14 protein-coding genes are annotated in these 12,690 nt (G+C 70.9%); 7 read left to right on the plus strand and 7 right to left on the minus strand.

The window, feature by feature from the left end; genetic code table 11:
• Nucleotides 1-137 precede the first annotated feature (137 nt).
• Both ACIRVH_RS12510 and ACIRVH_RS12515 read left to right on the plus strand, forming a co-directional pair.
• Nucleotides 138-1,478, plus strand: a complete 1,341-nt coding sequence (locus ACIRVH_RS12510) for a transcriptional regulator (RefSeq protein WP_403951456.1) — start codon at nt 138-140, stop codon at nt 1,476-1,478.
• A gap of 81 nt (nt 1,479-1,559) precedes the next feature.
• Entirely contained in the window at nt 1,560-2,096 is a 537-nt protein-coding gene (locus ACIRVH_RS12515; RefSeq protein ID WP_403951458.1) for an NUDIX hydrolase, read from the plus strand.
• Here ACIRVH_RS12515 and ACIRVH_RS12520 read toward each other — a convergent pair.
• Together ACIRVH_RS12520 and ACIRVH_RS12525 are read right to left on the minus strand one after the other, a co-directional pair.
• A complete protein-coding gene (locus ACIRVH_RS12520; protein WP_145881316.1) occupies nt 2,093-2,350 on the minus strand; it encodes a hypothetical protein in 258 nt (85 codons plus the stop codon). The two genes, ACIRVH_RS12515 and ACIRVH_RS12520, sit on opposite strands and share 4 nt — an antisense overlap.
• A 193-nt stretch (nt 2,351-2,543) precedes the next feature.
• Nucleotides 2,544-3,404, minus strand: a complete 861-nt coding sequence (locus tag ACIRVH_RS12525; RefSeq protein WP_403951460.1) for a 3-hydroxybutyryl-CoA dehydrogenase — start codon at nt 3,402-3,404, stop codon at nt 2,544-2,546.
• A 167-nt stretch (nt 3,405-3,571) separates the two neighbouring features.
• Between ACIRVH_RS12525 and ACIRVH_RS12530 the strand changes: the two genes are divergently transcribed.
• The gene (locus ACIRVH_RS12530) at nt 3,572-4,816 is read left to right on the plus strand and encodes a glycoside hydrolase family 10 protein (protein ID WP_403951462.1); all 1,245 of its coding nucleotides are present in this window, start codon (nt 3,572-3,574) and stop codon (nt 4,814-4,816) included.
• 1 nt (nt 4,817) lies between these two features.
• Here the strand turns inward: ACIRVH_RS12530 and ACIRVH_RS12535 are convergent, their stop codons facing one another.
• Together ACIRVH_RS12535 and ACIRVH_RS12540 are read right to left on the minus strand one after the other, a co-directional pair.
• A complete protein-coding gene (locus tag ACIRVH_RS12535) occupies nt 4,818-5,015 on the minus strand; it encodes a DUF1918 domain-containing protein (protein ID WP_403951465.1) in 198 nt (65 codons plus the stop codon).
• Between the two features lie 16 nt (nt 5,016-5,031).
• A complete protein-coding gene (locus ACIRVH_RS12540) occupies nt 5,032-5,943 on the minus strand; it encodes a DMT family transporter (protein WP_403951467.1) in 912 nt (303 codons plus the stop codon).
• On the opposite strand from ACIRVH_RS12540, the gene ACIRVH_RS12545 reads away from it, so the two are divergent.
• From ACIRVH_RS12545 to ACIRVH_RS12555, 3 genes are all read left to right on the plus strand, one after another.
• Nucleotides 5,942-7,378, plus strand: coding sequence for a PLP-dependent aminotransferase family protein (locus ACIRVH_RS12545; RefSeq protein ID WP_403951470.1), 1,437 nt, complete (start codon nt 5,942-5,944; stop codon nt 7,376-7,378). The two genes, ACIRVH_RS12540 and ACIRVH_RS12545, sit on opposite strands and share 2 nt — an antisense overlap.
• A gap of 85 nt (nt 7,379-7,463) precedes the next feature.
• Nucleotides 7,464-7,901, plus strand: coding sequence for a GNAT family N-acetyltransferase (locus tag ACIRVH_RS12550; RefSeq protein WP_403951471.1), 438 nt, complete (start codon nt 7,464-7,466; stop codon nt 7,899-7,901).
• Between the two features lie 62 nt (nt 7,902-7,963).
• Nucleotides 7,964-8,557 carry a histidine phosphatase family protein gene (locus ACIRVH_RS12555; protein ID WP_403951474.1) on the plus strand — a complete coding sequence of 198 codons (594 nt, stop codon included), beginning with the start codon at nt 7,964-7,966 and terminating at the stop codon, nt 8,555-8,557.
• Here the strand turns inward: ACIRVH_RS12555 and ACIRVH_RS12560 are convergent.
• Nucleotides 8,539-8,982, minus strand: coding sequence for a DUF6314 family protein (locus ACIRVH_RS12560; protein WP_403951990.1), 444 nt, complete (start codon nt 8,980-8,982; stop codon nt 8,539-8,541). The two genes, ACIRVH_RS12555 and ACIRVH_RS12560, sit on opposite strands and share 19 nt — an antisense overlap.
• Before the next feature lie 114 nt (nt 8,983-9,096).
• Here ACIRVH_RS12560 and ACIRVH_RS12565 point away from each other — a divergent pair, with 114 nt between their 5' ends.
• On the plus strand, nt 9,097-11,583 hold the full coding sequence (locus ACIRVH_RS12565) for an alpha-L-arabinofuranosidase C-terminal domain-containing protein (protein WP_403951477.1): 2,487 nt from the start codon (nt 9,097-9,099) through the stop codon (nt 11,581-11,583).
• On the opposite strand, the gene ACIRVH_RS12570 is transcribed toward ACIRVH_RS12565, so the two are convergent.
• On the minus strand, nt 11,570-12,010 hold the full coding sequence (locus ACIRVH_RS12570; RefSeq protein ID WP_403951479.1) for a carboxymuconolactone decarboxylase family protein: 441 nt from the start codon (nt 12,008-12,010) through the stop codon (nt 11,570-11,572). The two genes, ACIRVH_RS12565 and ACIRVH_RS12570, sit on opposite strands and share 14 nt — an antisense overlap.
• Nucleotides 12,007-12,432 (minus strand): MerR family transcriptional regulator, encoded by a 426-nt coding sequence (locus ACIRVH_RS12575; RefSeq protein ID WP_403951481.1) that lies wholly within the window; start codon nt 12,430-12,432, stop codon nt 12,007-12,009. Before ACIRVH_RS12575 ends, ACIRVH_RS12570 begins: the two co-directional genes overlap by 4 nt.
• Nucleotides 12,433-12,690 lie beyond the last annotated feature (258 nt).

Here is a 12,690-nt window from a genome sequence, read left to right on the forward strand (position 1 = left end):
TGCGAGGACTCTCAGTCAACCGGCAGAACACGCTCCGCAACAGCGTGCACACACTGCGGATGCGCGCACTCCGTTCACACCCCGTGTGAAAGCGGACGCACTACGCTGACGGCACCAGGCCACTCGGGGGGCACTCCATGCAGCCCAACACTCTGCTCGACGCGATCCTGGACGAGGCGGGGATCTCGCACGCCGGTCTCGCCGCCCACGTCAACCAGGCGGGCCGACGACGGGGCCTCGCGCTCCGCTACGAACACACCGCTGTGGCGCGGTGGTTGAAGGGGCAGCGGCCGCGCGGCCAGGTGCCCGACCTGATCTGTGAGGTGCTCGCCGGACGACTGCGCCGGCCGGTCACCCTGGACGACATCGGACTCGGGGTCCCCGGCGAGCCCAGCACCCCGCACACCGGTTCGCTCTCCGGGTTCGTGGAGCGCGCCACCGCCCTGTGGCGCTCCGACGAACAGCAGCGCCCGCATGTGCTCGGCGCTCCCGCGGTCACCGGCACCCCGGCGGTCATGCCGGTGTGGGAGTGGGAGAACCCGCCCGAGGACGTGGACGTCTCCCGGGGTGGCCGGCACCGGGTCACCGCGGGAGACATCGAGATGCTGCGGGCCGCCCGCGCCCACTACGAGCAGATGTACCGCAAGGCCGGCGGCATGGCGACCCGTACCCGCATCGTCGGGTTCCTCAACGCCGAGGCTGCTCCGCTGCTGCGCGGCAGCTACACGGACGCCACCGGCCGACAACTGCATCGGGCCACCGGAGGGTTGGTGGCGATCGCGGGCATCTGCGCGTACGACTCCGACGCGCACGGTCTCGCCCAGCGCTACTTCCACCAGGCGCTCAGGCTGGCAAAGGCCAGCGGGGACCGCGGACTTGGTGCGTACGTGATCGCGCTGCTGGTCAACCAGGCCCTGTTCATGAAGGAGTACCGGCAGGCCGTCGCCTTCGCCGAGGCCGCGCTGCGCGCCGCCGGCAAGCACATCACCCCGGCGCTCGCCTCCGACCTGTACGCGATGCAGGCCAAGGCGTACGCCCATCTCGGCGACAGCAGCAGTGCCCTGTCCTGCATCCGCCGGGCCGAGACGGCCGCCGACCGCATCCGGCGCGGGTACGAGCCCGACGAGACCGGCTATGTCCAGCCCGGTCTGGTCAACGTCCAGGTGGCCGAGGCGCTGCTCAGCCTCGGTGAACTCGCCGCCGCGCAGGAGCACGCTGCGGCCGCGGTCGACAACCCGGCCCACGACCGGGGCCGGGTGCACCGGCTCGCCATGCTCAGCACGATCGAGCTGCGTCAGGGCAACGCCGACAAGGCGGTGGTCACCGCCGCGCAGATGGCCGAGCAGGCCCGCGGGATGGAGTCCCAGCGGCTGCGCGACAGACTCCGCGCGGTACGCGAGCACCTGGTGAACTGCGGCTCGGCCGGAACCGCCGAGGCCGCCGAACTCATCGACGGCGCACTGCGCGTACCGCTGTAGCCCCGGGCCGGGGTCTGCGCTGTAGGCCTGGAGAGTCCCTGCTGCGATATTGCCACTTACTCGTCGGAAGGTGGCAGAACCGTGCAGTGGACGAAACAGAACGAACAAACTGTGTATGAAAACCGCTGGTTCAGCGTCAACCTCGCAGATGTCGAGCTGCCGGACGGCCGGCACCTCGACCACTTCCTGATCCGGCTGCGGCCGGTCGCCGTCGCCACGGTGGTCAACGAGGCCAACGAAGTCCTGCTCCTGTGGCGCCACCGGTTCATCACCGACAGCTGGGGCTGGGAACTGGCCGCGGGTGTGGTGGAGGACGGCGAGGACATCGCGAGCGCGGCCGCCAGGGAACTGGAGGAGGAGACCGGCTGGCGGCCGGGGCCCCTGTCCCACCTGATGAGCGTGGAGCCGTCCAACGGCCTCACCGACGCCCGGCACCACATCTACTGGTCCGACCGGGGCCAGTACGTCGGACACCCCGTGGACGACTTCGAGTCGGACCGCCGGGAATGGGTCCCTCTCAAAGTCGTCCCCGACCTGATCGCCCGAGGGGAGGTCCCGGCCGCCAACATGGCGGCCGCGTTACTCCTGCTGCATCACATGAGGCTCGCGGATGGCTAGTGGGCCAGCGTCTGCCAGACCGTCACGACCAGTGCTCCCAGAGCCGTGAGTGCGGCGACCGAGGGCAGCGGCCAGCGTGCGTGTTCCAGCGAACTCATGCGTGTGTGCAGCTCGTCCAGTTCCTTGGCGGTCTCCTCGGTGCGATGACTGAGCAGGGCGAGTCCTCCCTCGACTCGGGCGTACGCCACGTCGAGGCGGCGCCGTAACTCTGCGAGTTCTCCATGGACCACGGGATGCTCCGGATCGGCGGTCACGGGTCCACTCCTTTCCGTAGTCGAATCTGGTTGTTCCGCATCCCTTGCATGCGCATGAGGAGTCAACTCGCCTGGTGGGCGCGTGGGGAGCGTGTGCGAAGGGCATATGCGTGCCCGGCGTACACACGGTGTGTGAAACAGATGGGCCCGGCACCGAAATTGGTGCCGGGCCCACAGGTGTAGCGGACGGTAATCAGCCGTAGGTGTAGAAGCCCGAGCCGGTCTTCCGGCCGAGCCGGCCCGCCTCGACCATGCGCTGGAGCAGCGGGGGAGCGGCGTACAGCGGCTCCTTGTACTCGGCGTACATCGAGTTGGCGATGGAGACGATGGTGTCCAGACCGATCAGGTCGGACAGCTTCAGCGGGCCCATCGGGTGGGCGCAGCCCATCTCCATGCCGTTGTCGATGTCCTCGCGGCTCGCGATGCCGGACTCGAACATCCGGATCGCGGACAGCAGATAGGGCACCAGCAGCGCGTTGACGACGAACCCGGAGCGGTCCTGGGCGCGGATGGCGTGCTTGCCGAGCACCTTCTCGGCGAAGAGCTGGGCGCGGCCGAGCGTGCCCTCGGAGGTGGTGAGCGCCGGGATCAGCTCGACCAGCTGCTGCACCGGGGCCGGGTTGAAGAAGTGGATGCCGACCACGTGGTCGGGACGGGAGGTGGCGACCGCCAGCTTCACCAGTGGGATGGAGGAGGTGTTGGAGGCCAGGATCGCGTCCGCGCGGGTCAGCACCTGGTCGAGCACCTGGAAGATCTCCGTCTTCACCTGCTCGTTCTCGACGACCGCCTCGATCACCAGATCGCGGTCGGCGAACTCGCCGAGGTCGGTGGTGAAGCTGAGGCGCGCCAGCGTGGCGTCCCGCTCCTCCTCGGTGATCTTGCCGCGCTCGGCGGCCTTGGCCAGGGAGTTGTACAGCCGGGTACGGCCGATCTCCAGTGCCTCGCCGGTGGTCTCGGCGACCTTCACGTCCAGTCCCGCGCGGGCGCACACCTCGGCGATGCCCGCACCCATCTGGCCGCAGCCCACGACTCCGATGCGCTCGATGTCGGTCACATCGTCCCCTTCGCTGGTTTCCGGCTCTGGCAGACCTCCGGGTTCGGCGCCTGCTCCGATCGTGCACGTTACCGCCAAGTATCGATGATCGATCGTCCGGGTGGGGGCATCCTGGGGCGCGAAACGATCCGTGACGGCGCGGATCCGGAGCGTATGGGGGTGTGCAGATGGGGCGACTGACACGGCGCGCGTTCGCGTTGGCGGCGCTGTCGACGCTGGCGACGGCCCAGGGCGCGGCGGCGGCGCCGGGGCGGCCGGACCCGCACTGGCCGTGGCCGCGCGCGGCCGCCGAGATGCGGGGCGTGTGGCTGGCGACCGTGTCCAACCGCGACTGGCCCTCGAAGTCCGGCCTCACGGCCGACGCGCAGCGCGCGGAGCTGATCGCCCACCTGGACCGTGCGGTCCGCGACCGGCTCAACACGGTGATCCTCCAGATCCGGCCCACGGCGGACGCCCTGTGGCCCTCGCCGTACGAACCCTGGTCCGAGTACCTCACCGGCACCCAGGGCCGGGACCCGGGCTGGGACCCGCTGGGCACGGCCGTGCGGGAGGCGCACGCCCGCGGCCTGGAACTGCACGCCTGGTTCAACCCGTACCGTGTCGCCACTCACACCGACCCGACCAGGCTGGCCGCCTCGCACCCCGCTCGCAGGCACCCGGACTGGGTGGTGCCCTACGGCGGAAAGCTCTACTACAACCCGGGCCTGCCCGAGGTCCGTGCCTTCGTGGAGCAGGCCATGCTCGACGCGGTCGTCAGGTACCCGGTGGACGCCGTCCACTTCGACGACTACTTCTACCCGTACCCGGTCGCCGGGCAGACCTTCGACGACGACGCCGCGTACGACGAGTACGGCGGCGACTTCGACACCCGGGCCGCCTGGCGCCGCGACAACATCGACAGGCTGGTGCGGGAGACGGCCGCGGCCGTCAAGCAGGTACGGCCCGGCACCCGGTTCGGGATCAGCCCCTTCGGGGTGTGGCGCAACGCCGCGACCGACTCGCGCGGCTCGGACACCCGGGCGGGCGTGCAGACGTACGACGACCTGCACGCGGACACCCGCAAGTGGGTGCGCAACCACTGGATCGACTACATCGTCCCGCAGCTCTACTGGCACATCGGCTTCGCCGCCGCCGACTACGCGACGCTGGTCGACTGGTGGGCGAAGGCGGCCGAGGGCACCAGGACGCAGTTGTACATCGGCGAGGCGCTGTACAAGGCGGGGGCCGCCGGGCAGCCCTCCGAGTGGCAGGACCCGGTCGAGCTGTCCCGGCACCTCACGCTCGCCGGTGGGTACCCGCAGGTGCGCGGGCACGTGTTCTTCGCCGCCAAGGACGTGGCGGCGGATCCGGTCGGAGCGATGGCGCGGGTGGTCGCCGACCACTACGGGCAGCCGGCGAAGCCACCACGCTGAGCTACGCCGGTCGGATCTCCTTGTGCCGGATCTCGGTGTCGGGGCCGGGGGAGCAGATTCCCACGTGCCCGTCCTCGAAGCGGACGCGGTACGGCGGCTCGCCCTTCTGGCCCATCACTTCGACGATCTCACCGATCTTGTCGTGTTCGCCGACCACTCTGCCGTGCTGGACAAGCTGGTCGCCGACGGTTGCGTGCATCAGGCCCTCCTCACGGTCACGACCGTTGGGTGACGGCGATGCAGACGAGCACGGCGACGGCGGTCAGGGGAGCGGCCGCCGTAAGGTGCTCGCCCAGCAGCAGCGCCGACCACACCAGTGTGAGCAGCGGCTGGGCCAACTGCAACTGGCTGGCCTTCGGGATCCCGATGGCCGCCATTCCCCGGTACCAGACGACCAGCCCGAGGAACTGCGACACCACCGAGACCCACAGCAGACCCGTCACCCCGTGCCAGGTGACATGCACCGGCTCGTACGACAGCGCCAGCAGGGCGGCCGGCAGGCTCAGCGGCAGGCACAGCACCAGCGCCCAGCCGATGACCTGCCAGCCCGGCATGACCCGGGCCAGCCGGCCGCCCTCGGTGTAGCCGGCCGCGCACACCAGCAGCGCGGCGAACAGACAGCCGTCGGCGGCGGTGAGCGCGCCGCCGCTCTGGCCGACGGTGAAGGCGAGCACGGCCGCCGCTCCCGCGAGCGCCGCCAGCCAGAACCGTCGCGAGGGCCGGTGGCCCATGCGCAGCGCCGAGCAGGCGGCGGTGGTCAGCGGCAGCAGCCCCACCACGACGGCGGCGTGCGAGGTGGTCGAGGTCTGCAGCGCGAGTGTGGTCAGCAGCGGGAAGCCGAACACCACCCCGGCGGCGACGACCGCGAGGCCCGCCAGATGCCGGCGGTCGGGCAGCCGTACCCGCAGCACCAGCAGACACCCACCCGCGACCAGTGCAGCGAGGACGCTGCGCACCGCCACCAGGGACCAGGGGCCGAAGCTCTCCAGACCCCAGGCGGTGGACGGGAAGGTGAGGGAGAAGGCGATCACGCCGAGGGCGGCCATCCCGATGCCGAAGGACCGGTGCTCGCGGGGAGCGGGGACCGCTATCGCCGTCGTAGAAGTAGCGCTACTCTGTGCTCTCATGAGTGAGCGTAGCAGTGTCGGCGAACTGGCAGAACAGCTGCGACGGGAGCTGGACCGCTACTCACCAGGTGGAAAGCTCCCGTCGAGTAGGTCTCTGGTCGAGCGGTTCCGGGTGAGCCCGGTGACCGTCTCCCGGGCCCTGGCCCAGCTGGCCGCCGAGGGACTGGTGATCACCCGGCCCGGCGCCGGCGCCTTCCGTGCGCGGCCGCACGCTGTCGCCGAGCCCGCCGGGGACACCTCCTGGCAGGAGGTCGCGCTGAGCGCCGACGGCGTCGCCGAGCTCGTACCGCGCACGGTGGACGCCTCCGGGGTCACCGTCTCGCTCACCACCCCGCCCCCGGGCGTACTGGAGTTCAACGGCGGCTATCCGCACCCCTCGCTGCAGCCCGAGCGGGCCATGGCCGCGGCCCTCGCCCGGGCCGGGCGGCGGCCCGGCGCCTGGGGGAGACCGCCGCTGGAGGGGCTGCCCGAGCTGCGCGAGTGGTTCGCGCGCGGCATCGGCGGGGCGGTCACCGCGGCCGAGGTGCTGATCGCCGCGGGCGGCCAGGCCGCGCTGGCCACGGCCCTCAGGGCGCTGGCCCCGCCCGGCGCCCCGGTCCTCGTGGAGTCGCCCACCTACCCGGGCATGCTGGCCCTCGCCCGCGCGGCCGGACTGCGCCCGGTCCCGGTGCCGGTCGATCCCGACGGCGTACGCCCCGACCTCCTCGCCGACGCCTTCCGGGCCACCGGCGCCCGGGTCTTCGTCTGCCAGCCCCTGTTCCAGAACCCGACCGGCGCGGTCCTGGCCCCCGACCGCCGCGCCGAGGTGCTGCGCATCGCCCGCGCCGCGGGCGCGTTCGTCATCGAGGACGACTTCGTACGACGCCTCGTGCACGCGGACTCCGGCCCGCTGCCCCGCACCCTGGCCGCCGACGACCCCGACGGCGTGGTCGTCCACGTCGGCTCGCTGACCAAGGCGACCTCGCCCAGCTTCCGGGTGGCCGCGCTGGCCGCGCGCGGGCCCGTGCTGGAACGCCTGCGCGCGATCCAGGTCGTGGACAGCTTCTTCGTCCCCCGGCCGCTCCAGGAAGCCGCCCTGGAACTCGTCGGATCCCCGGCCTGGCCCCGCCATCTGCGGGCCCTGTCGGCCGAGCTGAAGACCCGCCGCGACACCATGACCACCGAGCTGGCCCGCCACCTTCCCGAACTCGCCCTGCCCCACATCCCCTCCGGCGGCTACCACCTCTGGCTCCGACTCCCCGACGGTGCCGGGGGAGAGTCCGCCCTGACCGCGGCCGCGCTCCGCACGGGCGTCGCCCTCACCCCCGGCCGCCCCTACTTCAGCGCCGAACCCCCCGCGGCCCACCTCCGCCTGAGCTTCGCGGCGGTGGCGGGGGTGGGGGAGATCACGGAGGGGATCCGGCGGCTGCGGGTGGCGTGCGACGAGGTGCTCTGAGGCACGGTGTTCTCGGGCCGGAAGGCACGCGCTCCACCGGGTAAATCGAGTCGACGCCGCCGGCCCGGCCTGTGAGGATCCCCGCATGAGCGACTCACCCGATCTTCCCGACGGCTACGAGTTCTCCGCCGACACCGCCCGTGTGGACGTCGACCGTGTCCACGGCTGGCTGTCGACCGACGCGTACTGGGCGATCGACCGCCCGCGGGAGAAGCACGAGCGCGCGATGGCGTCCTCGATCAACTTCGGGGTGTACGCGACGGCGTCGGGCGCGCAGGTGGCGTACGCGCGCGTGGTGACCGACCAGGCCCTGTTCGCCTGGCTCGCCGACGTGTACGTCGACCCTTCGGTGCGCGGCAAGGGAGTCGGCACGGCGTTCGTCGGCCGGATCCGGGACCATCTGCAGCCCTTCGGTCTGCGGCGCATACTGCTCGCCACGGAGGACGCCCAGGGGGTGTACGAGAAGGTGGGCTTCCGGCCGCTCGACCGCCCCGGCCAGTGGATGATCCACTCCTTCGAGTAAGCGGGCGCACACCCCGGGTAACGGCCCTTGACCTGCGTACACCCGAGGCTCACCATCACCGCATGCCACTTCGGGTCACGTTTGTCGCCGCCGCGCGCAGTTCCCCGCTGCTCGCGGAGCGCTTCGAGGACGACCGGCCACTGGACCAGGCCGGCTGGGAAGAGGTGCAGCGCATGGCCTGGGACCTGCTGCCGCTGCGGGCCGCCGACCTGCGTTACTGCTCCCCGACCCCGCGCAGCCGTGCCACCGGCGACGCCCTGGGCTACGCCCCGCTGGTCCAGCTCGCGCTGCGCGACTGCGACATGGGTCGCTGGCGTGGACTGACGCTGGGCGAGGCGATGGCCCGCGAACCGGACGCCGTGGATGCCTGGCTCGCCGACCCGCGCTCCACCCCGCACGGCGGGGAGTCGCTGCTGGGCTTCATCTCCCGGGTCGCCGGCTGGCTCGACACGCGCCCGGTGGGCGACGGCGGCCGGATCGTCGCCGTCGCCGAGCCCTCGGTGATCCGCGCCGCCCTGGTGTACGCCCTGAAGGCGCCGCCCGCGACGTACTGGAACATCGACGTGCGCCCGCTGTCCACGTCCACGGTGACGGGTCGCTCGGGCCGCTGGAACCTCCGCCTGGACGGCGGGTCCCCTCAGCCCTCGCGCACGTAGTCGGTGGTCAGCACCAGGTCCTTCGCGGGTCCGCCGACCCGCCACACCGAGCGCCAGTGGTCGGCGTCCGTGACCGTGAACTCGCCCCGGTAGAGGTCGGCCGCGCAGGGGTGGCCGACGACGTACCGTCCCGAGGTCAGGTCCAGGTCGTGGAAGGGCCGGCCGTCCGCGAAACGGACATCGGCCGTGCCGGGCGAGGCCCCGGGCAGGAAGCGCAGGGTGCGCGTCGCGGGACGTGCCACGCCCTGCCAGGTGAAGGTCCCCGACTCCTCGTGCAGCAGCCCGCCGCCGTCGAGCCGGCTGAAGACGGTGACTCCCTCGAACCGCCCTTCGTCCCCGCTCGCCAGATCGCACACCGTCCGCTCCACCCGCCAGCGTCCGGCCAGGTGGGCCAGGACGTCGGCCACGGGCCAGAACCCGCCCATCATCACCCCTGTCTGTCCGCCCCATTGACGTGCTCATACCCCTTCCCTATCTTGCCGTTCGAAGCGCTGACCACTGTCTGATATTTCGAACGAACCCAGAGCCGCGGAGTATCCATGTCACGCACCACCCGCACCGGGCTGAGGCTCGGCCTCACGGCAAGCGCTTTCCTGCTGGCCGTCACAGCCGTCCCGGCCCCCGCCCACGCCGCCGACGTCACCGACTACTCGATCACCGTCGACCCCACTGCCCGGGGCGCCAGGATCGACAAGTCGATGTATGGCGTCTTCTTCGAGGACATCAACCGCGCCGCCGACGGCGGCCTGTACGCCGAACTCGTGCAGAACCGGTCCTTCGAGTACTCCACCGACGACAACAGGTCGTACACGCCTCTGACCGCCTGGACGGTCTCCGGCGCCGCGCAGGTCGTGAACGACACCGGCCGCCTCAACGACAGCAACCGCAACTACCTCTCCCTGGCCGCCGGTTCGTCCGTCACCAACGCCGGCTACAACACCGGCATCGCGCTGGAGGACGGCAAGAAGTACGACTTCTCGGTGTGGGCGCGCGCGGAGGCCGGAAGCACGCTCACCGTGACCCTGCAGGACGCCGGCGGCACCCTCGCGACCGCGCGGCAGATCGCCGTCCGCAAGGGCGGCTGGGCCCGGTACCGGGCCACCTTCACCGCGGCCCGCACCAGCACCACCGGCCGCCTCACCGCCGCCTCCTCGGCCGCCGCCGCGCTCGACATGGTCTCGCTCTTCCCGCGCGACACCTACCGGCACGAGCCGAACGGCCTGCGCAAGGACCTCGCCGAGAAGGTCGCCGCCCTGCACCCGGGCTTCGTCCGCTTCCCCGGCGGCTGCCTGGTCAACACCGGCTCCATGCAGGACTACAGCGAGGCCTCCGGCTGGCAGCGCAAGCGGTCCTACCAGTGGAAGGACACCGTCGGCCCGGTCGAGCAGCGGGCGACCAACGCGAACTTCTGGGGCTACAACCAGTCCTACGGCCTCGGCTACTACGAGTACTTCCGCTTCGCCGAGGACATCGGAGCGATGCCCCTGCCCGTCGTCCCGGCACTGGTGACCGGCTGCGGCCAGAACAAGGCCGTCGACGACGAGGCGCTGCTCGAGCGGCACATCCAGGACACCCTCGACCTCATCGAGTTCGCCAACGGCCCGGCGACGTCGAAGTGGGGCAGGGTGCGCGCCGGGATGGGCCACCCGAAGCCCTTCCACCTCACCCGCATCGAGGTCGGCAACGAGGAGAACCTGCCGAACGAGTTCTTCGCCCGCTTCCAGCGGTTCCGCGCGGCCATCCAGGCCGAGTACCCGTACATGCAGGTGATCTCCAACGCGGGCCCGGACGACTCCGGCGCGACCTTCGACACGGCCTGGAAGCTCAACCGGGACGCGAAGGTCGACATGGTCGACGAGCACTACTACAACAGCCCGCAGTGGTTCCTGCAGAACAACGACCGCTACGACTCCTACGACCGCAGCGGCCCGAAGGTCTTCCTCGGCGAGTACGCCTCCCAGGGCAACGCCTTCAAGAACGGCCTGGCCGAAGCGGCCTACATGACCGGCCTGGAGCGCAACGCGGACGTGGTCGAGCTCGCCTCCTACGCCCCGCTGTTCGCCAACGAGGACTACGTCCAGTGGCGGCCGGACCTGGTGTGGTTCAACAACCACTCCTCCTGGGGCTCGGCCAACTACGAGGTCCAGAAGCTGTTCATGAACAACGTGGGCAGCCGGGTGGTGCCGTCCACCGCCACCACCACCCCGGCCGTCAGCGGCCCCCTCACCGGCGCCGTCGGTCTGTCCACCTGGAACACCAGCGCCGCGTACGACGACGTGTTGGTCACCGCCGCCGACGGAAGCACCCTGCTCGGCGACGACTTCTCCGGCGACGCCTCGCAGTGGACCCACACCGGCACCGGCAGCTGGAGCGTCCAGGACGGCGCCTACGTCCAGACCGACGACGCGGCCGAGAACACCATGGTCCAGGCGGGCGACCCGTCCTGGCACGACTACGACCTGCATGTGAAGGCCACCAAGAAGTCCGGCAAGGAGGGCTTCCTCGTCGCCTTCGGCGTCAAGGACACCGGCACCTACTACTGGTGGAACCTGGGGGGCTGGAACAACACCCGGAGCGCGGTCGAGCAGGCCGTGGACGGCGGCAAGTCCACGCTGATCTCCAAGGCGGGCTCGGTGGAGACCGGCCGGGCCTACGACATCGACATCAAGGTGCGCGGCCGCCAGGTCACCCTGTACCTCGACGGGCAGCAGTGGGGCAGCTTCACCGACGACCGGCCGGCCGAGCCGTTCCGCCAGGTCGTCACCCGGGACGCGAGGACCGGTGAGCTGATCGTCAAGGTCGTCAACGCCCAGGCCTCCGCGGCCCGTACGGCGATCGACCTGGGCGGCGCGAAGGTCGCCTCGACGGCCGCAGTGACGACGCTAGCCGCCGCCCCCGACGCGGTGAACACCGAGACGTCCACGACGGTCGCCCCGAAGACCTCGACCCTCAACGGAGTGGCGGGGAAGTTCACCTACACCTTCCCGGCGAACTCCGTCACCTTCCTGCGGATCAGGCAGAGGTAGCCACGGTGTCGTCCGCGGGCTGCTGTCCGAGCGGCAGCAGCCCGCGCTCGGCGAAGACCTTCTTCGCGGCGAAGGTCGCGTTCAGCGCCTTCGGCATGCCGCAGTAGACGGCGGAGTGCAGCAGCGCCTCGGTGATCTGCTCGGCCGTGAGGCCCACGTTGAGCGCCGCGTTCACATGCACGTCCAGCTGGGCCTCGCAGCCGCCGAGCGCGGTGAGCATGCCCAGGGTGACCAGCTGGCGGTCGCGCGGGGCGAGCCCGGGCCGGTCGTACACCTCCCCGAAGGCCCACGCGACGACCTGGTGCCCCAGCTCCGGGCTGATGTCGGCGAGCGAGTCGACGACCCGCTGCCCGGCCTCGCCGTCGACCTTCTTCAGAACCTCCAGGCCGTGCGCGAAACGCTCGTCACGGGTGGTGCTCTCGCTCATGTGAGGTCGTCCGTTCCCGGCTGCCGCTCGTGCAGCAGCCGTCGGTAGTGATCGATCTTGTCGTCCAGCGCGACCGCGTTGCGCCGCAGCGTCCGGATGCGGTCGGCCAGCTCGGCGCGGTGCTCGCGCAGCATCTCCAGCCGGTCCGCGACCGTCGCGTCCCCTTCCGCCCGCAGCCGGGCGAAGCGCTCCATGTCGGCGATCGACATGCCTGTCTCGCGCAGCCGCAGCAGGAACTCCAGCCAGGCAAGGTCGGCCGCCTGATAGCGCCGCTGGTTGCCGGTGGTGCGGCCGACCCGCTCGATCAGGCCGGCCCGCTCGTAGTAGCGCAGTGTGTCGTGCGAGAGGCCGGTGCGTTCGACCACCTGGGCGATGGTCAACGTGGGCTCCCGGTCCTGCGGGAGAGGCTGTCCGCTGGTCATGACCACAACCGTAGAACCTGGAGTGCGCTCCAGGTCAAGCGCGCCCGGTTCACCTTGAAAACACCGCCCGGAAAGCATTTGTTTTCCTTGGCATCATGAAATTCACACGGTGTTTCCCGTATTCGGAAGAAGTCGCCTCACTTTTCGGTGAGCGCACAACCAACAGGAAACGTGTCCCGTCTAAGACGGCGAATCGACGAGGCACACATTCCGTGGGGGAGTACCGAAAATGCATTGCAGCGCGCGGCGGCACCCGGA

The organism is Streptomyces sp. NPDC101165, from assembly GCF_044768135.1.
In the GTDB taxonomy this organism is placed as follows: Bacteria; Actinomycetota; Actinomycetes; order Streptomycetales; family Streptomycetaceae; genus Streptomyces.

Coding starts and splice junctions, on each gene's coding strand:
- ACIRVH_RS12540 (WP_403951467.1), bottom strand. CDS start 5,943: ATGAGAGCACAGAGTAGCGCTACTTCTACGACGGCGATAGCGGTCCCC.
- ACIRVH_RS12560 (WP_403951990.1), bottom strand. CDS start 8,982: ATGGGCGGGTTCTGGCCCGTGGCCGACGTCCTGGCCCACCTGGCCGGA.
- ACIRVH_RS12555 (WP_403951474.1), top strand. CDS start 7,964: ATGCCACTTCGGGTCACGTTTGTCGCCGCCGCGCGCAGTTCCCCGCTG.
- ACIRVH_RS12550 (WP_403951471.1), top strand. CDS start 7,464: ATGAGCGACTCACCCGATCTTCCCGACGGCTACGAGTTCTCCGCCGAC.
- ACIRVH_RS12575 (WP_403951481.1), bottom strand. CDS start 12,432: ATGACCAGCGGACAGCCTCTCCCGCAGGACCGGGAGCCCACGTTGACC.
- ACIRVH_RS12565 (WP_403951477.1), top strand. CDS start 9,097: ATGTCACGCACCACCCGCACCGGGCTGAGGCTCGGCCTCACGGCAAGC.
- ACIRVH_RS12535 (WP_403951465.1), bottom strand. CDS start 5,015: ATGCACGCAACCGTCGGCGACCAGCTTGTCCAGCACGGCAGAGTGGTC.
- ACIRVH_RS12530 (WP_403951462.1), top strand. CDS start 3,572: ATGGGGCGACTGACACGGCGCGCGTTCGCGTTGGCGGCGCTGTCGACG.
- ACIRVH_RS12510 (WP_403951456.1), top strand. CDS start 138: ATGCAGCCCAACACTCTGCTCGACGCGATCCTGGACGAGGCGGGGATC.
- ACIRVH_RS12570 (WP_403951479.1), bottom strand. CDS start 12,010: ATGAGCGAGAGCACCACCCGTGACGAGCGTTTCGCGCACGGCCTGGAG.
- ACIRVH_RS12545 (WP_403951470.1), top strand. CDS start 5,942: ATGAGTGAGCGTAGCAGTGTCGGCGAACTGGCAGAACAGCTGCGACGG.